17 protein-coding genes are annotated in these 21,709 nt (G+C 56.7%); 11 read left to right on the top strand and 6 right to left on the bottom strand.

The features are described from left to right. Nucleotides 1–26 precede the first annotated feature (26 nt). Together oadA and J3D54_RS08545 are read right to left on the bottom strand one after the other, a co-directional pair. Nucleotides 27–1,835 carry a sodium-extruding oxaloacetate decarboxylase subunit alpha gene (gene oadA / locus J3D54_RS08550; RefSeq protein ID WP_253417511.1) on the bottom strand — a complete coding sequence of 603 codons (1,809 nt, stop codon included), beginning with the start codon at nucleotides 1,833–1,835 and terminating at the stop codon, nucleotides 27–29. An 11-nt stretch (nucleotides 1,836–1,846) separates the two neighbouring features. Then, on the bottom strand, nucleotides 1,847–3,262 hold the full coding sequence (locus J3D54_RS08545; RefSeq protein ID WP_007896523.1) for an acetyl-CoA carboxylase biotin carboxylase subunit: 1,416 nt from the start codon (nucleotides 3,260–3,262) through the stop codon (nucleotides 1,847–1,849). 190 nt (nucleotides 3,263–3,452) lie between these two features. Between J3D54_RS08545 and J3D54_RS08540 the strand changes: the two genes are divergently transcribed. Then, nucleotides 3,453–4,415 carry a LysR family transcriptional regulator gene (locus J3D54_RS08540; RefSeq protein WP_253417510.1) on the top strand — a complete coding sequence of 321 codons (963 nt, stop codon included), beginning with the start codon at nucleotides 3,453–3,455 and terminating at the stop codon, nucleotides 4,413–4,415. Here J3D54_RS08540 and J3D54_RS08535 read toward each other — a convergent pair. Together J3D54_RS08535 and hexR are read right to left on the bottom strand one after the other, a co-directional pair. Next, the gene (locus J3D54_RS08535; protein ID WP_026346042.1) at nucleotides 4,357–4,569 is read right to left on the bottom strand and encodes a PA3496 family putative envelope integrity protein; all 213 of its coding nucleotides are present in this window, start codon (nucleotides 4,567–4,569) and stop codon (nucleotides 4,357–4,359) included. The two genes, J3D54_RS08540 and J3D54_RS08535, sit on opposite strands and share 59 nt — an antisense overlap. Nucleotides 4,570–4,809: 240 nt before the next feature. Further along, the gene (gene hexR / locus J3D54_RS08530) at nucleotides 4,810–5,676 is read right to left on the bottom strand and encodes a transcriptional regulator HexR (RefSeq protein ID WP_017850032.1); all 867 of its coding nucleotides are present in this window, start codon (nucleotides 5,674–5,676) and stop codon (nucleotides 4,810–4,812) included. A 376-nt stretch (nucleotides 5,677–6,052) separates the two neighbouring features. Here hexR and J3D54_RS08525 point away from each other — a divergent pair, with 376 nt between their 5' ends. The 5 genes from J3D54_RS08525 (at nucleotide 6,053) to J3D54_RS08510 (ending at nucleotide 11,626) form a co-directional block, all read left to right on the top strand. Further along, a complete protein-coding gene (locus J3D54_RS08525; RefSeq protein WP_253417509.1) occupies nucleotides 6,053–7,573 on the top strand; it encodes a DUF6531 domain-containing protein in 1,521 nt (506 codons plus the stop codon). A gap of 17 nt (nucleotides 7,574–7,590) precedes the next feature. After that, nucleotides 7,591–10,413 carry an RHS repeat domain-containing protein gene (locus tag J3D54_RS08520; RefSeq protein ID WP_253417508.1) on the top strand — a complete coding sequence of 941 codons (2,823 nt, stop codon included), beginning with the start codon at nucleotides 7,591–7,593 and terminating at the stop codon, nucleotides 10,411–10,413. After that, nucleotides 10,410–10,853 carry a hypothetical protein gene (locus J3D54_RS08515; RefSeq protein ID WP_253417507.1) on the top strand — a complete coding sequence of 148 codons (444 nt, stop codon included), beginning with the start codon at nucleotides 10,410–10,412 and terminating at the stop codon, nucleotides 10,851–10,853. The genes J3D54_RS08520 and J3D54_RS08515 overlap by 4 nt, the downstream gene beginning before the upstream one ends. Before the next feature lie 368 nt (nucleotides 10,854–11,221). Beyond that, nucleotides 11,222–11,347, top strand: a complete 126-nt coding sequence (locus J3D54_RS30325; protein ID WP_301293332.1) for a hypothetical protein — start codon at nucleotides 11,222–11,224, stop codon at nucleotides 11,345–11,347. Between the two features lie 42 nt (nucleotides 11,348–11,389). Further along, complete coding sequence (locus J3D54_RS08510) at nucleotides 11,390–11,626, top strand: hypothetical protein (protein WP_253417506.1); 237 nt, start codon at nucleotides 11,390–11,392, stop codon at nucleotides 11,624–11,626. A gap of 86 nt (nucleotides 11,627–11,712) precedes the next feature. On the opposite strand, the gene J3D54_RS08505 is transcribed toward J3D54_RS08510, so the two are convergent. Continuing rightward, on the bottom strand, nucleotides 11,713–14,583 hold the full coding sequence (locus J3D54_RS08505) for an EAL domain-containing protein (protein ID WP_253417505.1): 2,871 nt from the start codon (nucleotides 14,581–14,583) through the stop codon (nucleotides 11,713–11,715). A gap of 258 nt (nucleotides 14,584–14,841) precedes the next feature. Here J3D54_RS08505 and uvrD point away from each other — a divergent pair, with 258 nt between their 5' ends. The 4 genes from uvrD to J3D54_RS08485 all read left to right on the top strand — a co-directional run bounded on the left by uvrD (nucleotide 14,842) and on the right by J3D54_RS08485 (nucleotide 19,147). Then, nucleotides 14,842–17,025 (top strand): DNA helicase II, encoded by a 2,184-nt coding sequence (gene uvrD, locus J3D54_RS08500; RefSeq protein WP_253417504.1) that lies wholly within the window; start codon nucleotides 14,842–14,844, stop codon nucleotides 17,023–17,025. A gap of 87 nt (nucleotides 17,026–17,112) precedes the next feature. After that, entirely contained in the window at nucleotides 17,113–17,553 is a 441-nt protein-coding gene (locus J3D54_RS08495; RefSeq protein WP_140675718.1) for an EamA family transporter, read from the top strand. 179 nt (nucleotides 17,554–17,732) lie between these two features. Continuing rightward, on the top strand, nucleotides 17,733–18,605 hold the full coding sequence (locus tag J3D54_RS08490) for a Tim44 domain-containing protein (RefSeq protein ID WP_253417503.1): 873 nt from the start codon (nucleotides 17,733–17,735) through the stop codon (nucleotides 18,603–18,605). A gap of 134 nt (nucleotides 18,606–18,739) precedes the next feature. Then, nucleotides 18,740–19,147, top strand: a complete 408-nt coding sequence (locus J3D54_RS08485; protein ID WP_007934432.1) for an SMI1/KNR4 family protein — start codon at nucleotides 18,740–18,742, stop codon at nucleotides 19,145–19,147. A 24-nt stretch (nucleotides 19,148–19,171) separates the two neighbouring features. On the opposite strand, the gene J3D54_RS08480 is transcribed toward J3D54_RS08485, so the two are convergent. Next, nucleotides 19,172–20,935 carry a cation:proton antiporter gene (locus tag J3D54_RS08480; RefSeq protein WP_253417502.1) on the bottom strand — a complete coding sequence of 588 codons (1,764 nt, stop codon included), beginning with the start codon at nucleotides 20,933–20,935 and terminating at the stop codon, nucleotides 19,172–19,174. 203 nt (nucleotides 20,936–21,138) lie between these two features. On the opposite strand from J3D54_RS08480, the gene J3D54_RS08475 reads away from it, so the two are divergent. Further along, nucleotides 21,139–21,621: an acyl-CoA thioesterase gene (locus J3D54_RS08475; RefSeq protein WP_253417501.1), complete on the top strand. Its 483-nt coding sequence runs from the start codon at nucleotides 21,139–21,141 to the stop codon at nucleotides 21,619–21,621. Nucleotides 21,622–21,709: the final 88 nt, after the last annotated feature.

Here is a 21,709-nt window from a genome sequence, read left to right as displayed (position 1 = left end):
TAAAGCGGTATATCGAGGCTGTTAACTCAGCCTTCGATCTCGATCAGAATCTCGCCCGGGTTCACCCGGTCGCCCTTGGCTACGTGGATGGCGGTGACTTTACCGGCGATGGCCGACTGGACTTCGGTTTCCATCTTCATCGCCTCGGTGATCAGCACGGCCTGGCCGGCTTTCACGATGTCGCCTTCCTTGACCAGCACATCGACGATGTTGCCCGGCATGGTGGTGCTGACGTGGCCCGGTGCAGTGGCCTGCTTGCGCTTGCTGCTGCCACCGCTGACAAACTCGTTGAGCGGTTCGAACACCACTTCTTCCGGCATGCCATCGATGGACAGGTAGAAGTGGCGCTTGCCTTCAGCCTTGACGCCGACACCGGTAATGTCGACGCGGTAGGTTTCGCCGTGAACGTCGATGACGAACTCGGTCGGCACGCCTTCACCACCAGCCGAGGCCACACCGCCCGCCTCAGGAATCGGCAGCAGCACTTCCGGGGTCAGGGTGCCGGCTGCACGTTCTTCGAGGAACTTGCGGCCGATGTCCGGGAACATCGCGTAGGTCAGCACGTCTTCTTCAGACTTGGCCACGGCGCCGATTTCAGCACGCAGCTTGGTCATCTCCGGCTTGAGCAGATCGGCCGGACGCACGTCGATCACCTCTTCGCTGCCAATGGCCTGGCGACGCAGTTTCTCGTTCACGGTGCCCGGCGCCTTGCCGTAGCCGCCCTGCAGATAGAGCTTCACTTCGTTGGTGATGGTCTTGTAGCGCTCGCCGGCCAGCACGTTGAAGAACGCCTGGGTGCCGACGATTTGCGAGGTCGGGGTCACCAGCGGCGGGAAGCCGAGGTCTTCGCGAACGCGCGGGATTTCCGCCAGCACTTCGCTCATGCGGTTCAGTGCGCCCTGCTCTTTCAACTGGTTAGCCAGGTTGGAAATCATCCCGCCCGGAACCTGGTTGACTTGCACGCGAGTGTCGACGGCAGTGAATTCGCTTTCGAACTGGTGGTACTTCTTGCGCACGGCGTAGAAGTACAGGCCGATCTCTTGCAGCAGCTCCAGGTTCAGGCCGGTATCGAACTCGCTGCCTTTAAGGGCGGCGACCATCGATTCGGTGCCCGGGTGGCTGGTGCCCCAGGCGAAGCTGGAGATCGCGGTGTCGATATGGTCGGCGCCGTTTTCGATGGCCTTCAGTTGGCACATCGCAGCCAGGCCGGCGGTGTCGTGGGAGTGGATGAACACCGGCAGCGATTGCTCGGCTTTCAGTGCCTTGACCAGCTCACCAGTGGCGTACGGGGTCAGCAGACCCGCCATGTCCTTGATCGCCACCGAGTCACAACCCATGGCTTCCATTTGCTTGGCTTGCGCCACAAAAGCCTCGATGGTGTGCACCGGGCTGGTGGTGTAGGCGATGGTGCCCTGGGCGTGTTTGCCGGCCGCTTTCACCGCTTCGATGGCGACTCGCAGGTTACGCACGTCGTTCATGGCGTCGAAGATGCGGAACACATCGATGCCGTTGACCGCGGCCTTGGCGACGAAGGCTTTGACCACATCGTCGCTGTAATGGCGGTAGCCCAGCAGGTTCTGACCACGCAGGAGCATTTGCAGACGGGTGTTGGGCAACGCGGCGCGCAGTTGGCGCAGACGCTCCCACGGGTCTTCTTTCAGGAAGCGTACGCAGGCATCGAAGGTCGCGCCGCCCCAGACTTCCAGCGACCAGTAGCCGACTTTGTCGAGCTTGTCGCAGATCGGCAGCATGTCTTCGGTGCGCATGCGGGTGGCGAGCAGCGATTGGTGGGCGTCGCGCAGGATTGTGTCGGTAACGTGGATTTTCTTTGTCATTGGAATATTCCTCACAGGCCTGCGTGGGCGGCGATGGCGGCGGCGATGGCCAGGGCCAGCTCTTCGGGTTTGCGCTTGATCGAGTAGTTGGTCAGTTCAGGGTGGCTTTCAACGAAGCTGGTGTTGAACTGGCCGCTACGGAATTCCGGGTTACGCAGGATTTCCTGGTAGTACGCGGCGGTGGTCTTGACCCCTTGCAGACGCATGTCGTCGAGGGCACGCAAGCCACGGTCCATCGCCTCTTCCCAGGTCAGCGCCCAGACCACCAGTTTCAGGCACATCGAATCGTAGAACGGCGGAATGGTGTAGCCGGTATAGATCGCTGTGTCGGTGCGCACGCCGGGACCGCCGGGCGCGTAGTAACGGGTGATCTTGCCGAAGCTCGGCAGGAAGTTGTTTTTCGGGTCTTCGGCGTTGATCCGGAACTGCAGCGCGAAACCGCGATGCTGGATGTCTTCCTGTTTCACCGAGAGCGGCAAACCGGACGCGATACGGATCTGCTCGCGAACGATGTCGATGCCGGTGATTTCTTCGGTGATGGTGTGCTCCACCTGCACTCGGGTGTTCATCTCCATGAAGTACACCTCGCCCTCGGCGAGCAGGAACTCCACGGTGCCGGCGTTCTCGTAACCCACGGCCTTGGCTGCACGCACCGACAGGTCGCCGATGTAGGCGCGCTGTTCCGGGGTCAGTTGCGGGCTCGGAGCGATCTCGATCAGCTTCTGGTTGCGGCGCTGGATCGAGCAGTCACGCTCGAACAGGTGCACCACGTTGCCGAAGCTGTCGCCGAGGATCTGCGCTTCGATGTGTTTCGGGTTTACGATGCATTTTTCCAGGAACACTTCCGCCGAACCGAATGCCTTGGTGGCTTCGGAAATCACTCGCGGAAAGGCTTGTTCAAGTTCTTCGCGACTGTTGCAACGACGAATGCCACGGCCGCCACCACCGGAGGTGGCCTTGAGCATCACCGGGTAACCGATACGGTCACCTTCGGTCAGGGCTTCTTCAATGCCCGACACGTTGCCTTCGGTGCCTGGCGTGACCGGCACGCCGGCCTTGATCATGCTGCGGCGCGCTTCGGTCTTGTCGCCCATGCGGCGAATCACTTCAGCCGATGGACCAATGAATTTGATCCCGCGTTCAGCGCAGATGTCTGCCAGCTCGGCATTTTCCGAAAGGAAGCCGTAGCCGGGGTGCAACGCATCGCAACCGGTTTCCACCGCCAGGTTCACCAGCTTGCGCGGGTTCAGGTAACCGGCCAGTGGCTCGGCACCGATGCTGTGGGCCTCGTCCGCACGCTTCACATGCAAGGCATGACGGTCGGCGTCGGAATAGATCGCGACCGAGCGAATGCCCATTTCGGCGCAGGCGCGCACGATTCGTACGGCAATCTCACCACGGTTGGCAATCAGGATCTTTTTTATCACTTGGAGGTTCCCTTGAGCCGGTGGCACCCACGACCCGATTAGACAGGTCGACGCGTGACCAAATGTTTCAATTCAGTCGCAGCTCCACACTAGCTCTCGCAAGGGATTAACAAAAATGAATAATAATTGGGTCAGGCATAAGAAAAGACTTATAGTTGAGTCATCGGCCTTCGCTCAGGATTTATAGAAAATGCGTAAGTCATTGATGCGTATGACATTGCGTCAATTGCAGATCTTCAATGAGGTGTGCGATTTAAGGTCCTACAGCCGCGCTGCCGACGAAATGTCTCTCACACAACCTGCCGTGAGCCTACAGATTCGTCAACTCGAAGAGCTGATCGGTCAGCCCTTGTTCGATTACGTCGGCAAAAAACTCTACATGACCGAGGCGGCCGAAGCGCTGCAGCGCGCCAGCCGGGATATTTTCGGCCGCCTGGAAAACCTCGATATGCAGCTGTCGGACATGCAAGGTTCATTGCAGGGTCAGCTGAAACTGGCGGTGGAATCCAGCGCCAAGTATTTCGTGCCGCACCTGTTTGCCGCGTTCAAGCGCCAGCACCCGGAAGTGAACCTGCACCTGACGGTGGTCAACCGCGGCCAGGTTATCCGGCGCCTGTCGGATAACCGTGATGATCTGGTGATCATGTCGATGGTTCCACAGGACATGGGGCTGGAGTTTCTGCCGTTCCTCAACAACCCGATTGTAGCCGTGGCACCGCCGGATCATCCGCTGTGCCATATGGGTCCGTTGCGCTTGCAGGATCTGGAGCCCTACACACTGCTGTTGCGCGAACCCGGTTCCGGCACGCGACTGGCCTGCGAGGAGTATTTCAAAGAGAAACGCGTGCACTTCACCCAGACCCAGGAGGTCGCCTCGGCCGAAGCTCAGCGTGAATGCGTGCTGGCGGGTCTGGGCCTGGCGCTGTTGACGCGCCATGCCCTGAACCTTGAGTTGGCGACCGGCGCCCTGATTGAACTGCCGGTCGAAGAGCTGCCGCTGCTGCGTAGTTGGTGCCTGGTGCAGGCCAAGGCCAAACGACTATCGCCGGTGGCCCACGCATTCCTTGCGTTTATCCGCAGCGAACGAGCGCAGATCAGCGCGCTGGTTGAGCGTTTCGACGGGAAGTTACCGGTGCTGCCTGCCAATAGTTGAGTTCGAGGTCGTCGGGAAATTCGCCGATTTCGGCCAGAAGCTGGCGGCGTTCGCAGCGATCTTCGATGGCGCGGCGAAACTCCATGCGGCGCTGGTCTTCTTGCTGGCGACGGGTTTTGACGGCGCTGTTGCGTTCTTCGTAGGGCTGGGCCATTTCGGGTCTCCCAAGGCGAGTACGGGAGTTTCAAGATAGGCGCCGGGGATGACGGTTTGGCGGCGGAGGGGTTACAGGGATGTGAATCTTCGGCGCTTTTGAGGACGCCTTCGCGGGCAAGCCCGCTCCCACAGAGATCGACTATGTTGCACAAAATGCGTGAACAACAGGGAATCCTGTGGGAGCGGGCTTGCCCGCGAATGAAGGTCGGAACGACCTTCCAGCCATCTGAGATCAGAATCAATCGTCGAGGGCTTTCACCGACTTGGGCGACAGCCGCAAGCTGCGAAGGCTGCGCTTGACGCTTTTCAGGTGATTGACCAGGCTCGGCCCACGGGCCATGGCCACGCCCATTGCCAGCACATCAATCACCACCAAGTGCGCAATACGCGAAGTCAGCGGCGTGTAGATTTCAGTGTCTTCGTGCACGTCGATCGCCAGGTTGACCGTCGACAGCTCGGCCAACGGCGTCTGGCTCGGGCACAGGGTGATCAGCGTGGCGCCGCTTTCACGCACCAGGTTGGCGGTGATCAACAGGTCCTTTGAGCGACCTGACTGGGAAATGCAGATCGCCACGTCGGTCGGCTTCAATGTCACCGCCGACATCGCCTGCATGTGCGGGTCGGAATACGCCGCCGCGGTCAGCAGCAAACGGAAGAACTTGTGTTGGGCATCCGCCGCCACCGCACCGGACGCGCCGAAGCCGTAGAACTCGACACGCTGGGCCTGGGACATCGCGGTCACGGCTTTTTGCAACGCCACCGGATCGAGTTTCTCGCGAACTTCCATCAGGGTGTGCAGGGTGGTGTCGAAGATTTTCAGGCTGTAATCGGCAACCGAATCGTCTTCATGAATCGCGAATTGCCCGAAGCTCGCGCCGGCCGCCAGGCTCTGCGCCAGTTTCAGCTTCAAATCCTGGAACCCAGAGCAACCGATGGCGCGGCAAAACCGCACGATAGTCGGCTCGCTGATGCCCACGCTGTGGGCCAGGTCGGCCATGGAACTGTGCATCACCGCCGCAGGATCAAGCAGCACGTGGTCGGCGACCTTGAGCTCCGACTTGCGTAACAGGTGACGTGACTGGGCGATGTGTTGCAGCAGATTCAAGGGGCTGGACTCTTTGTAATTGGCAGGTGCCGGGGATGTAGCACGCTTGTAGTTATACTACATGAATCGGCTTTTTGCCTGCTCAATGCGTAACAAGATCCCGCCATTTCAGGCACACGCGCTGCATGTAGCCCTACGGCCAAGGTTTGCGCGACCCGTGTCGTAGAAGCTGCTGACGAGCCAGCACCTCTCACCCCAGCCCCTCCCTAGACCCTAGAGCCTAGAGCCTAGACCCAACGCTGGCCAAGCAACGCGCCGCACAATTTTACAAATGCAATATATATGTACCGCAAAGCAGTCAACTGCGGCTAATAAACTGGAGGGGCACTCACTGAAATTAACCAACAAAATATTAAGAATGATCATGGAAGATCAAATGAACATCAAACAAAGTTTCGGCATCCCCATCTTGCTTCTAACATCAACATTCCATCAATACTCAACAGCTGAAATATACAACTGGAAAGCGGGGGGGCTTCTCAATCAACCCACGCAGCATAACTCTCCAGAAATTGCGTGCCAAGCGCTCCATAAAAAATTAAAAATTGAGCACGACGATTATATATTGGGTTACAACCCCGCCATACCACATGAAACTTACGATTGGAAATGGCTATGCAAGATAGACTATGAACCTATCGAAATAGACGAGGAAGACGGCGGGCCTGATCCCGGCACTTTCACAGCGGAAATACTCCTCACCGGAGACTCCTGCGAAAAGAATAAATCACTTAACAAACTGACGGGAATATGTGAAGTTGAGAGCATAGATAATAGCTGCCCATCCAATATTGTCGGGAACCCGATTAATTTTTTGACGGGCCACAAAATCGAACTAGAGACAGACTTCCCTGCACCAAGAAAAATACGCAAACCCAACGAAATTGAATTTTCACGAAATTACAGCAGCAAAAGTGGTACATGGATACACAATTATGCGTCTCGCATGCTCTTCGATACGAACTCCGTATCTATTGCTCATGCCAATGGTAAAACATCGACATTTAATAAAATAGGAGATACCTATCAACCAAAAAATCCAACCGCAGAATCCTTGACAAAAGGGAAACTCCAATGGACGTACCATTCACCAGAAAATTATTATTACATCTTTAACGAGAACGGCAGGCTTACTGAAATCCGCAAATTGGGCACAGTGCAAAGTATCAAATATGAAGAAAACCATATTACTGTCACTGACAACTACGGCACCACGATAAAATTTACAGAAGACACTAATAAACAGCCCCTAAGCTTCTCATCCGAAGATATGCAGATCGAATACAGCTATGATGATTATCGACAACTCAAGGCCGTATCGAGAGTATTTACTACCAAATCAGATCAAAAGAGGTACTTCTACCAGGATCCTCGGGACGGTAGGCTACTGACGTCGATAACTGACGAGCGTGGCGTCACCTATGCATCGTGGAGTTATGACGATCATGGCCGCGCCATCTCTAGCGAGCACGCTAACGGAGCAGAAAAAACAAAGATCAAATACAACCTCGACGATTCAGCTACGGTTACGAATGCTCTCGGCAAACATACAAACTACAAATTCGGCTTCTTTCAAGGCGTCAAACGCATCACTTCGGTTGATGGCGAACCCACTGCTAATTGCCCAAATAGCAACTCTACCTTTATTTATGACGAACGCGGCCTGCTTAAGTCGAAGACTGACAACAATGGAAACATCACAACGTATATCCACAATGATCGTGGTTTAGAAACCTCCCGCACCGAAGCCAGCGGAACAACCGACTCCAGAACCATCATCACCGAATGGCACCCAACTCTACTCCTTCCCGTACGCATCACCCAACCGAACCGGTTAATTCAATACACCTACGACACTGAAGGACGACAACTCACTCAAACCGTTACCGCACGCTGACTCAGAAGGATCTGATCATGAACACACTGATATTGACCGCAGGTCTTTTTGCGCTTGCACTAGGCGGAGCCACCATTACATCCCAGTTTGGGCAAACAGCGGAGCGCAGCAGGTCATTCACCTACAACACTGAAGGCCTGCTTGAGTTATCGAATGGCCCCCGGGACGATGTAAACGACATCACCCGCTACGAATACAATACGAAAGGTCATTTGACACGCGTCATCAACGCGCTCGGACACATTACTGAGCTTTCGAATTTCGACGCTATGGGTAACCCACAAACTATTGTCGATCCCAATGGAGTCATCACAAACCTGACCTACGCGCCGCAAGGCTGGTTAACGTCAGTAAGTAACGCCAATAACACTACGCGCCTCGAACACAATGCTGTCGGTGACATTACCAAGCTGATTCGTACCGATGGTAGCTGGTTAACATACACCTGGGATGACGCCAGGCGGCTCATTCGTATCACTAATAGCCTTGAGGAAAAGATCGAATTTAATCTCGACCCGATGGGTAATCGCACCACATTACGACTCAAAAATAGTACAGGTGATCTGACAAAACAGCATCGATGGGTATATGACGAGCTCGGACGCTTACTTCACTCAGTGGGAGCTAGTGGCCAGATCAGTCGCACGCAATATGACCTGAACAACAATCCGACCACTATTACCAATCCTCGTAATTACAACCACACTGGAGCCTATGACTCACTCGACCGCTTAATAAAGAACACTGACCCACTAAACGGCACGACTAATTTCGAATACGACGCTCAAGACAACCTCACACAAGTCAGCGACTCACGCGGTATGATCACTCGATATCAATACGATGGCCTAGGAAACCTGACACAACTGGACAGCCCCGACACTGGTATCAGTAGCTACAAATATGACGCCGCTGGCAACATCACACAAAAAACCGATGCGCGCGGCGTAGTCACAACTTTCACCTACGATGCCCTCAATCGATTGACCACACGCCGTTATCCCGCAAACTCAGGGCTGGATATTCGCTTCCACTACGACTCGATTGCCAACGGCAACAAGGGTATCGGCCGACTGACAGCAGTGGAAGACATAAATGGCGTCCTGAGTTACACCTACGACGCGCAAGGCAACCTCACAGCCCAACTGCATACACCGCGAACGAATGAAGCAACCCAACTGGAAAAACTGGGTTTTGGATACGATGGGGCAAATCGACTGAGTCGGATCGACTATCCGACCGGGTTCAGCATCCACTACCTACGCAACTCCGCCGGGCAGGTCAGTCAAGTGCAAGTGCGGCGTGGCGCAGATGAACCGACCACCTTCGTGAGCGACATTGCGTATCTACCTTTCGGTCCACTCAAAAACCTGACCTGGAATAATGGCACTACGCTTCAACGCACCTACGATCTGGACTATCGGCTAACTGCACAAACCGTCGCAGGCTGGAGCAATACCTATGCCTACGATGCCATCGGAAACATCACCAAAGTACAAAGCAGCTCGATCGGCGATCTGAATTACCGCTATGACGCGCTCGATCGCCTGACAGAAGAAGCAAATGCCACCCGACAGCAAACCTTTACCTATGACGCTGTGGGTAATCGCACCAACAAAACTCTCACGCCTCTGGTCGAAGGCAAAGTGCAAGACAGTGCAGTCACGACCTACCAGTATGGCGCCAGTAACAATCGTTTGATCCAAATAGACGACCATTTGGTGAGTTCCGATGCGACAGGCAATCTGATCAAAGACCGCGACAATCGCCAACTCTCATACGACGAACAGAATCGCCTGAGCAGCGTGAAAATTGACGGAGTGATCCGGGCTCAGTTTCGCTACAACGCTCTAGGTCAACGCACCCAGAAAATTACTCCACAAGGCGTTACCACATTTCTCTATGGGCTTGGTGGAGAATTGCTGGGCGAAACCCTGTTCGACAGCCACGGTATGAAGCTTACGAGTCAGTTTTATGTCTGGCTTGAAGGTATGCCGTTGGGCGGTGTGAGCGTGAATTACGATACGACAGGCGCACTTGCCAACAGCGCGCTGTTCTATCTCCATAGCGACCATCTCAACACACCTCGTATCGCAACGAACGCCTTACAGGACAAGGTGTGGGAATGGAAACCCGACGCCTTTGGTGTAGGGGAAGCCAACGGTTCCTTGACTCTAAACCTCCGTTTCCCAGGTCAGTACTACGATGCTGAAACTGGGTTGCACTACAACTACTTCCGCGATTACGACCCGCAGACCGGGCGCTATGTCGAGAGTGACCCAATTGGGCTCAACGGTGGACTGAATACGTATGGATATGTAGAAGGTAACCCCACATCTAGAGTCGACTTCTGGGGACTGGCTTCTGCGTTCCCTGGCGCTGGCGGTATGAGTGCAGGCCAACTCGCTAGCTATGGGCAAGCCCAGTCCGCAATAAACTCACCGCAAACGCAAGCTGCTCAGGCAAGAGCAGGCGCAACGTGGCAGAATCCTCATGCACCAGATTATTTCTCTGCCGAAGCGAGCGCATACGTTATGTCATGTAGTGTGACTTACACTAAGTATGGCGACACCTTTTGCGGGTGCGGTTTCACACGTGGTTATCCTTCAAGCGGTTTTGGCGTCAATGCATCTGCAGGATTTGTTGTGTCTCCTCTTATGCCATCAAGATCCCAGCTGAATAACTATCTCGACGGTTATGGCGCATCCGCTGGCTACTACTCTGGAATCGGAGGCGGTGTTGCAGGGAATACTGCTGGCGCAGCTATAAACGTTGGGATCGGTGTCGGTGGAGGAGCCGCAACACCGGGTTCAGTCAACAATCAAGTAAATAGACAATGAATAAAGAGACGACCAGCAAAGCAATCATAGGGGCCAAGGCGCTTGTCGCCTTGGCAGTTCTATCTGCTGCAATTTATTGGGTGACTGGGTTGTCTTCGCCGACAAAAAACTACGTCAGCATGCCAACTATTATTCAGGAAGCGGAAAAAATCCCTCCGCCCCCCAATGCCGCCCTCATCGAAAAAGCAGACAACCATAAGACTAGTGCAGCGCTGGTCTCTAGCAGATATAAGACATCTCTAAGTTCGGGGCAGGTCTTCGAACACTACAGGTCAAATCTCGCGCAGGCTGGATGGCGCCACACAAAAAGCAGCAACAGCCTTATAGATGAATATTGCAAAGGCGCGCTTAGGGCAGAAATTGAGTTTAACCCCAGCATGCAATTTTATACTTTCTCAATTATTTGGCGGCTGCGCGTCACAACCGAGTGTGAATCTTGAATTTTAATCAATGTTAATTCAGGCAAGGTGAAATTTCCCTCTAACACCTCGGGGATCGACCGGATCTTGGTATTTTCCGCTTCTGCTTTTCAATCCGATTGGCGTATGCCATTAAGTCCCAACAATGGCACGCAGACAGGTGAAAATAGAAATGTTCGACCTCGTAGACAGTGAAAGGTAATGGCAATGAAAAACATTCAAGTGATAGATAGCGCGACAAATTGCGTCTACGACATATTTTCTACTACCGAAAAGAGTTCAGGACATTATTTCCTAGCGATACTGACATTGCTTTTATTGACGAAATTCATTTAAGAGAGAATGAAGTCGAGCTCAATCAAATATTTAGCAAAATATGGAGTCGCCCCGTGCGAAAGTCGCAAGCTCAAGGAATTCATGGAACTATTTTCTATGAATTCGATGAAAAGAAGGCCTATTACCAAAATCGAAGAGATGAAGATGCAATAAACCATGATGGCACCGCTTTAAAGTGAGTAATCGCTTAGTCGAGAAATCAAAATGACAGAGGTAGTAGTATGAATGTCGTTTACATAGTCACACACACGCATGAGTTGCCAGACGGGCACGACGATATAAAATTTATAGGCGTTTATGACTCTCAGGAATCTGCTGAAGACGCTGTAGAAAGAGCAAACCTTAAAGCTGGATTTTCTGAGGCCAAAGATGGCTTCTTTATTGAACGTTATCAGCTAGGTAAAGATCATTGGACAGAAGGTTTTTTCACCTATCTTCCAGACAAAGATGTTCAGTGACATCGTTGGCGATACTTTGATTACCACTAACACGCGGCACTCTTCTCGCCGGGTCGCCACAATGCGTGGTGGCTCAGCGGGGGACTTCACTCAGAGAATTGCTCTCGCAGCAGACTGCCCAATCCATCTGCATCGACCGGACGACTGATCAGATAACCCTGCACCTCATCGCAACGCTCGACCTTCAGAAACTCCAGCTGCTCCGGCCGTTCGACGCCTTCAGCCACCACTTTCAACGACAGCCCGTGAGCCATGGCAATGATTGCCCGGGTGATCGCCGCATCTTCGCTGCTCTCCCCCAGCCCACGGATAAATGCCTGATCGATCTTCACGTAATCCACCGGGATACGCTTGAGGTAGCTCAGAGACGAATAACCGGTACCAAAATCGTCGATCGCCAGCTTCACCCCCAGATCGCGCAATTGTTGGAAGGTCGCGATGATGTGCTCGACGCTGTCCAGCAACTGGCTCTCGGTAAGTTCCAGTTCCAGGTAGTGCGGCGCCAGACCGGTTTCCTCCAGCACCTGACGCACCAGGCTGACCAGTTTTCCCTGGCGCAGTTGATGCACCGACAGATTGACCGACACCCGAATCGGCTCAAGTCCCTGACGCTGCCACTCACAGGCTTGCCAGCAGGCCTGACGCAATACGAACTCACCGATAGCGCCGATCAGCCCGGTTTCCTCGGCCAAACCAATGAAGTCCCCCGGCGGCACTCGGCCCAGGGTCGGGTGATCCCAGCGCACCAACGCCTCGGCGGCATTCAGCCGGCCGGTGGCGAGACAGAGTTTCGGTTGATAAAACACCTTCAACTGCTTTTCTTCGATGGCTTTGCGCAACTGGTTCTCAAGCTGCAAACGCTCGAGCGTGCTGGCTTGCAAACTGTCGGTGTAGAACTGGAAGTTGTTGCCGCCCAAGTGTTTGGCATGCTGCATGGCCATGTTCGATTGGCTGACCAGCGCGGAAATCTCCCGAGCGGTGTCCGGCAACAGGCTGATGCCCATCGATGCGCTCATCACCAGCTCATGACCCTCGACGGTGATCGGCAAACGCAACTTGGCCGACAATCGGGTCGCCACCCGCGCCAGACTCGACAGGTTGCCGTAAGCATCGAACAACACCGCAAATTCATCGCCGGACAACCGGGCAATGGTGTCCGCTTCCGGCAGCGCATTGACCAACCGCTGGGCCATTTTCTGTAACAGCTGATCGGCGATGTCGTGTCCGAGGCTGTCGTTGAGCAGCTTGAAGCGATCCAGATTGATGTGCAGCAACGCCAGGCTGCGCCGACCGCCCTGACGCATCCGCTGATGAGCCTCGCTCAGTCGTTCACGGAACAACGAACGGTTGGCCAGCCCCGTTAGCTCGTCGTAATGGGTGAGGTAGCGCATACGTTCTTCGGATTCACGCCGAGCAGACAAGTCGGCGAAGAAGCCAACAATATGGCTTACATTTCCCCGCATATCGCGCACGGCATTCAGCTGCAGCCATTGCGGATACAACTCGCCATTCTTGCGGGTCTCGACCAACTCGCCCTGCCAACTACCGTGCTGCTCCAGCGCCTGGCGAATTGCCGCGTAATGCCGACGGGCGTCGCGGCTGCAGGGCAAATCGACCACGTTGCGCCCAAGCATGTCGTCGATTTCATAGCCTGTCACCCGACTGAAAGCCTGATTGACCGCGATAAGTGCGTAATCCGGGTCGAAAATCACAATACCCTCGCTCGCCGCCTCGAACACCGTCGCTGCCAGTTGGCGCTGTTCTTCCAGGCCCTTGCTGGCACTGATATCGCGACGCGTACCAACCATGCGGATTACCCGGCCGTTTTCGCTGCGCTCGACCGCTCGACCACGGTCCTCGATCCACACCCAGTGGCCATCGCCATGCCGAACGCGGTATTCGATTTGATAGTCCTCGGTGCGGCCCTTCAAATGCTCGACCAGCGCCCGCTTCAGCGCTGGCAAGTCGTCGGGGTGCAGCCTCGGTTTAAGGTGGCGGAGCATCGCCGTCACGTATTCCGGCTCCAGCCCGAACAACTCCTGAAGCTGTGTGTGATGGACTTCGTCGGTCTGCAGGTTCCAGTCCCACAAACCGAGCTCGCTCGCCTTTAACGCCAGCGCCAGCCGCGCTTCGCTCTTGCTCAAGGCCTGATTGGCCGCGTCCAGCTCCAGACTGCGCAGGGCGACCCGATGTTCGAGATCGACCTGGGTTTCGCGCAATTCGTCTTCGGCGCGACGACGTTGTTCAATTTCCTTGGCCAGTTCGTGATTGAGTTGCTCGCTGCGACTTTGTGCCTGCTGCAAGTGCTCGATCAGCGCTTGATTTTGAAAACGCCGCAACAAACCCTGATCGATCAGCCGATTGACCTGCCAGGCGACCACGCTCAACGAGCCCAGCAGAATCAGCCCGAACCAGCCCCAGCCCTGCGCTTGTTCATCGCCGCCCCAGAACAGATAGCCGATGGCGGGCAACAGACAGGGCAAGGTAAAGGATAGAAATGCTGGCAGGCTGACCGCATAAGCGACGCTGGCCGAAAGGGCTGCGGCGCCGATCAGACCGAATACCCAGGCTTGCTGGATGAAATTGTCAGCGGGCACCAGCGCAATACCGGCACCGGCCAGGGTCAGGCCAGTCATCGCCGAACCGAGCAGGAACATGCGACGCCAGATCGGATGGGCCTGACGGTTGGGAATCGCCGAATCGAACGCCGCAACCTGAATCACTCGCAACGCCACCAGCGACAACAACCAGATCAGCCAGACGCTGACCACGAAGTAGCGTTGCGGGCTCCAGAGCAACCCGGCGCAGACCAGACCGTTGATCAGCATGAACAGCGTCGGCAACAGCGAGCCCTGATACAGCAGACGCGTGCGTTCGACCGCCATCTCCATGGCGTACTGTTTGCGGATAGCCCGAGGCTCCACGGAGGGGCCCGACAGGTCGGAGCTGAGGGTCATAGGCGATGTTCTTGTTCTTATAATGAGCAGGTGAGCCCGAATTGTGGACCGAGCATACACAAGCAGATGCCCGGACCAAACTGCCTCAGGTCATAAAATAGACAAAAGTTTAAGCCGACGGTATCCGGCGCAAAAGCAGCCAGGCGAGCCCCACCCCTGCTTGCAGCCAGTGACCGACCGGTCGTCATCGATGCTTCTTTCATCGGCTAATGCAAAGCTCGGTTTGCCCGGTGTGACGGCGCACCCTAGAATGCCCCGATGCGCGATGATCTCTCCCTTCTGCTGAACTCCCTCAACGATGCCCAACGCCAGGCCGTAGCTGCCTCCGTGGGTCGTCAGTTGGTCCTGGCCGGTGCTGGCTCCGGTAAAACCCGAGTGCTGGTGCACCGTATCGCCTGGTTGATCCAGGTCGAAAACGCCTCGCCCCACTCCATTCTGTCGGTGACCTTCACCAACAAGGCCGCTGCCGAGATGCGTCATCGCATCGAGCAGCTGATGGGTATCAACCCGGCCGGCATGTGGGTCGGCACCTTCCACGGCCTGGCGCACCGCTTATTGCGGGCGCACTGGCAGGAAGCGGGCCTGAGCCAGACCTTCCAGATTCTCGACAGTGATGACCAGCAACGGCTAGTCAAGCGGGTGATCCGCGAACTGGGCCTGGACGAGCAACGCTGGCCGGCCCGGCAGGCTCAGTGGTTCATCAATGGGCAGAAAGACGAAGGTCTGCGCCCGCAACATATTCAAGCCAGCGGCGATCTGTTCCTGGCGACCATGCGCAGCATTTATGAAGCCTACGAGGCTGCGTGCCTGCGGGCCGGCGTCATCGACTTCTCCGAACTGCTGCTGCGCGCCCTGGATCTGTGGCGCGACCACCCGGGGCTGCTCGCCCATTATCAGAAACGCTTCCGGCACATTCTGGTGGACGAGTTCCAGGACACCAACGCCGTGCAGTACGCCTGGTTGCGTCTGCTGGCCAAGGGTGGCGACAGCCTGATGGTGGTCGGTGACGACGATCAGTCGATCTACGGCTGGCGCGGCGCGAAAATCGAGAATATCTATCAGTATTCCGACGACTTCCCGGATGCCGAGATCATTCGCCTGGAGCAGAACTACCGCTCCACCGCCGGGATCCTCAAGGCCGCCAACGCCCTGATCGCCAACAACACCGGGCGCATGGGCAAAGAGCTGTGGACCGATGGCGGCGAAGGCGAAGCGATCAATCTGTACGCCGCGTTCAACGAACACGACGAAGCACGCTACGTGGTTGAAACCATTGAAAGCGCGCTGAAAACCGGCTTGGCTCGCAGTGATATCGCGATTCTGTACCGCTCCAACGCCCAATCGCGCGTTTTGGAAGAAGCCTTGCTGCGCGAACGCATCCCATACCGCATTTATGGCGGTCAGCGCTTCTTCGAACGGGCAGAAATCAAGAACGCCATGGCGTACCTGCGTTTGCTGGAAGGCCGTGGCAACGATGCGGCCCTGGAGCGGGTGATCAACGTTCCGGCCCGTGGCATCGGCGAAAAGACCGTCGAAGCGATTCGTGATCATGCACGCCACAGCGATGTGTCGATGTGGGAAGCCATGCGTCAGCTGGTGGCCAACAAGGGCCTGACCGGTCGCGCCGCCGGCGCCCTTGGGGCGTTTATGGAGCTGATCGAGAACCTCGCCGCCAAGTGCTTGGAAATGCCGCTGCACCTGATGACCCAGACCGTCATCGAGCAGTCGGGGCTGATCGCCTACCACCAAGCGGAAAAAGGCGAGAAAGGCCAGGCCCGGGTAGAAAACCTTGAGGAACTGGTCAGCGCCGCGCGCAACTTCGAAAACCCGGAAGAGGACGAAGAGCAATCGCCACTGGCGGCGTTCCTCGGCCACGCCTCGCTGGAGGCCGGGGACACCCAGGCCGACGAGCACGAAGACAGCATTCAGCTAATGACTCTGCACAGCGCCAAGGGCCTGGAATTCCCTTACGTGTTCCTGGTGGGCATGGAAGAAGGCCTGTTTCCGCACAAGATGAGCCTGGAAGAACCCGGACGTCTTGAAGAAGAGCGTCGTCTGGCCTACGTCGGTATCACCCGGGCGATGCAGAACCTGGTGCTGACGTACGCGGAAACCCGGCGCCTGTACGGCAGCGAGACCTACAACAAGGTGTCGCGTTTCGTACGTGAAGTGCCGAAAGGCCTGATCCAGGAAGTACGACTGTCCAACAGCGTCAGCCGTCCGTTCGGTGGTGGCCAGCAGCAGAGTTCCAGCAGTTTGTTCGGCGGCAGCGAGATCCCGGATACCGGGTTCAGCCTCGGCCAGACTGTGCGGCACTCGGTGTTCGGCGACGGCGTGATCCTGAATTTCGAAGGGGCCGGCGCTCAGGCGCGGGTGCAGGTGAACTTCAGCGAAGGCAGCAAGTGGCTGATGCTCGGTTATGCGAAGCTGGAAGCAATCTAAAGCCTGCCAGTGACTTAATGGGGAGCGAGCCTGCTCGCTCCCCCAAGGTCCTGTGTTTCAGGTTGATCTCATAAAAGGCGCGAAAACATGGGCTCGGGTTTCTTTTCTTCCTGGACATTCTGGGCCCTGATGTCGGCGGCGTTTGCCGCCATGACCGCGATTTTCGCCAAAATCGGCATCGAAAACGTTAACTCGGACTTCGCCACGCTGCTGCGCACGATGGTGGTTTTGGTCAGCCTGGCCTTGATTTTGTACGCCACGGGCCAATATCAGTCTTTAGGATCGATCTCGGCCAGGAGCTACCTGTTCCTGCTGTTGTCGGGACTGGCCACTGGTGCCTCGTGGATCTGCTACTTCCGCGCGCTGAAACTGGGGCCGGCCTCGTTGGTCGCTCCAGTGGACAAGCTCAGCGTGGTGCTGGTGGCGGTGCTCGGCGTAATCCTGCTGGGCGAAAAACTCGACCTGCGCCAATGGGGTGGAATTGGCCTGATTACGGCCGGTGTGGTCATGCTGGCGCTGCGGCGCTAAGCATCCTTCCTACAGAAGCTGTCCACTCGTACTACAGACTAACGTTACCAGACCTTATTGCGTTGACTGAAGCTGAACAGAACCTGTCAGGCAAAAGCCCGAAACACTCTGCCGCTAGCCAGTGACACTTCAGCTGTGCAACATGGCGCGCGTGCCATCCACAAATGGGAATTCCCTTTATGAAACGTTTTCTTAGCATCGCCATGGCGTTGTGCATCGGCCTGACGATGAGCCTGGACGCCAACGCCAAGCGCTTTGGTGGCGGCAAGAGTGTCGGCGCTGCGCCGACTCACCAGACCAGCCAAATGGCTCCTTCTTCTCCTGGCGTGGGCGGTGCAGCCGCCACTGCCGGCGCGGCCGGTGCCGCTGGCGCTGCCGCCAAGGCCGGCGGTGCTTCGCGCTGGCTCGGCCCTCTGGCCGGTATCGCGGCCGGTGGCCTGCTGGCCTCCATGTTCATGGGCGGCGGCTTCCAGGGCATGCAGATCTTCGACATCCTGATCATGGCGGTCATCGCTTTCCTGATCTTCCGCTTCATTGCCGCTCGTCGTCGCAAGCAACAGGAGCACATGGCTCCGGCCGGCGCGCCGATGCAGCGTGAAGTATTCGAACAGAAGCCAGCCATGGGTTCGATCTTCGGCGGTTCGGCTGCACCTGTTGCCGCGCGCCCGGTGATCAATGCTCCGGCCTGGTTCAACGAAGAACGCTTCGTTGAAGCCGCACGCAACCATTTCCAGTCCCTGCAACAGCACTGGGACGCCAACGAAATGAACAAGATCGCCGAGTTCGTGACCCCGCAACTGCTGGAGTTCCTCAAGCGCGAACGTGCCGACCTGGGCGACGGGTTCCAGTCGACCTACATCGACAACCTCCAGGTACAACTGGACGGCGTTGATGACCGTGCGGACAAGACCATCGCCACCCTGACCTTCAGCGGCGTGTCGAAGACCTCGCGTTTCGACCAGGGCGAAGTGTTCAGCGAAAGCTGGAACATGGAGCGTCCACAGGGCGAAAACCAGCCTTGGCTGGTAGCGGGTATCCGCCAGAACGGCTGATAACTCTGCGTTTCGCATGCTGTAATGAAAACCCCGGCTCTGCCGGGGTTTTCTATTTCACGGTTGCATCTATAGCGAGCTACTGTATAAACCGCCCCAACTAAACCGCGCCATCAAGCAAGAGGATCCCGGACGTGGAAGAAATCATCGAACAACTGCGTGAAGCCAACGAACCGGTACCGGTCCCCTTGGAGTTGCCCGACGAAGATCTGCTGGTAGAAATCGAAGAACAACTGTTCATCGACATTCCCTTCGTATTCAGAGAATTCCTGCTGACCGTCAGCGACGTGGTCTACGGCAGCCTGGAGCCGGTGACCGTCACCGACCCGCAATCCCACACCTACCTGCCGGACGTTGCCGCCAACGCCTGGGACGCTGGTGTTGATCGCAGCCTGATCCCGATCTGCCAGGACGGCGACAACTACTACTGCGTCGAAGAAGACGGCACCGTGGTGTTGTGGCTGGCCGAAGAAGAGTTACTCGCCGAAGAAACCTGGGAATCGGTTTGGCACTGGGCACGGGACGTCTGGCTGGAAAGCTGATCCACCTTTTGTAGACGCGCAACGTCAGTGGCTTGAGGAGTCCTTGTGGTTATCCAGGGTTTCCAGCAAGGCCACCTGCATCCGCGTATGCACGCGGATGAACCAGCGCCAGAGCAGCGCCGCCACTGCCGCCGCGACCACGACAATCAGCACCAGCAACTTGTTGGTCGGCAGAATACTGGCCGACAAGGCTGCCAGCAGCAGGAAAATCACCAACAGCGAGAGGATCGGGATCACTTCGGCGATCACCCGACGCACTCGCTGTGTGTGGCGGCCGGCCATCTCCGCCTTCACCCCAATTTCTGCCAGCAGCATCGACAGCGCCTTGAGCTTGCGATAGGCGGCGATCAGGAACGGCAGCGACAACAGCAATGCCCCACCCCAAATCAACGCTTTCTGCCAGCTCGGGTTGCTGATCCAGTCTTGCAGGTAAACGGACATGCGCTCGGCGAAGAAGGCGCCCGATAGAAAGATCGCAATCACCAGCGCCAGATTGACCCCCACCTGCAACAGAATCCGCCGAATCATCGACGCCAGCAGTGCGCCCTCGCCCTGAGGCTGAATACTGCGCAGCCATTCGCCATACATCCCCAGCACACGGCCCAGACGCTGCGGCATCACGGCAGCAAGCTTGATCGACAGCGGATCGGCCGCGCGGATCAGATACGGGGTCAGCAGCGTGGTGATCACCGAGACGGCCACAGCCACCGGATAGAGAAAGCTGCTGGTGACCTGCAGCGTCATGCCCAGCGCGGCGATGATGAAAGAGAATTCGCCAATCTGTGAAAGCCCCATTCCCACGCGCAGTGAAGTGCGTCCGTCATTGCCGGCGATAAACGCGCCGAGGCCGCAGGACAGCATCTTGCCCAGCACCACCGCCACAGTGATCACCGCAATCGGCCAGGCGTATTGCAGCAGGATCATCGGGTCGAGCATCAGGCCGATGGCGACGAAGAAGATGGCACTGAACAGGTCGCGAACCGGCTCGATCAACTGCTCGATTTTCAGCAGCTGGCGCGATTCGGCCATGATCGCGCCGATCAGGAATGCACCGAGGACCATGCTGTATTCAAGCTTGACCACCAGCAGGCAGAAGCCGAAACACAGGCCCAGCACGGTGATCAGCAGCATCTCGTTGCTTTCGAATTTCGCCACATAGGCCAGTAGTCGCGGCACCAGCAGAATGCCGATGACCAGTGCGACAATCATGAACAGGGAAAGCTTGCCGACCGTGGAAAACACTTCGCCGGAACTGACGGTGCCGCTGACCGCGATGCTCGACAGCAAGGCGATGATGCCGATACCGAGGATGTCTTCGACGATCAGAACGCCGAAGATCAACTGCGCAAAACGCTCGTTCTTCATTTTCAGGTCGTTGAGCGCTTTGACGATGATGGTGGTCGAGGAAATGGCCAGGATCGCGCCGAGGAATAGCGAGTCCATGGTATTCCAGTCGAACCAGCGGCCGATTTCGTAGCCGATCCAGATCATCAGGACGATTTCCAGGAAGGCCGCGATAAATGCCGTGGCGCCGACGTTGAACAGCTTGCGCAGGCTGAACTCCAGCCCCAGGCAGAACATCAGGAAAATCACCCCGAGCTCGGCGAGGGTCTTGATGGTTTCTTCGTCGTGGATCAGGCCGAACGGCGGCGTGTGCGGGCCGATGATGAAACCGGCGACGATGTAGCCAAGCACCACCGGTTGTTTGAGACGGTGAAAGAGCACGGTCACCACACCCGCGATCAACATGATCACTGCCAGATCCTGAATGAAACTGATGGCATGCATGGCGTGTGGCTCCTTGGGGGGTGGCTTTTGAAGGGTAACACCGCGACTTCCGGCGCAAAGACGGTGCAATATATGGAAACAGATCGCTTCGGGCGTGACGGCGCCTCTCCGCCCGGCGTCCCGATAACTGTTGGTTTGAAAAACACCGACAAGCACCCACAGAGGTGTACCCCGAAACCCTGCCTTGAACCCGTGAGTACGTTATGGAACCCGGAAACGCCCAGCTGTCGATGACGGTATTGATGACCCCCGACATGGCCAACTTCTCTGGCAATGTCCACGGTGGCACCCTGCTCAAATACCTCGATGAAGTGGCCTACGCTTGCGCCAGCCGGTATGCCGGCCGTTACGTAGTGACCTTGTCGGTAGATCAGGTGATCTTCCGCGAGCCGATTCACGTCGGTGAGCTGGTGACCTTTCTGGCCTCGGTCAACTACACCGGCAATACCTCGATGGAGGTGGGCATCAAGGTCGTGACCGAGAACATTCGCGAACGCTCGGTGCGCCACACCAACAGCTGCTTCTTCACCATGGTCGCGGTGGATGACCAGCGCAAACCGGCCGCCGTCCCGCCGCTGCAACCGCAGCACAGCGAAGACAAGCGTCGGTACATGCAGGCCCAGCAGCGTCGGCAGATTCGTCAGGAACTGGAAAAGCGCTATCAGGAAATCAAGGGCGACGCCTGACGTGTTCGGTCTTTAGATCGCTTTCGCGGGCAAGCCTCGCTCCTACGGGTAATACGCCATCCCTGTGCAGGAGCGAGGCTTGCCCGCG

The organism is Pseudomonas sp. GGS8 (genome assembly GCF_024168645.1).
GTDB lineage: Bacteria > Pseudomonadota > Gammaproteobacteria > Pseudomonadales > Pseudomonadaceae > Aquipseudomonas.
The sequence above is the reverse complement of the archived record's forward strand: the minus strand, read 5'-3'. Positions and strand labels throughout refer to the sequence as shown.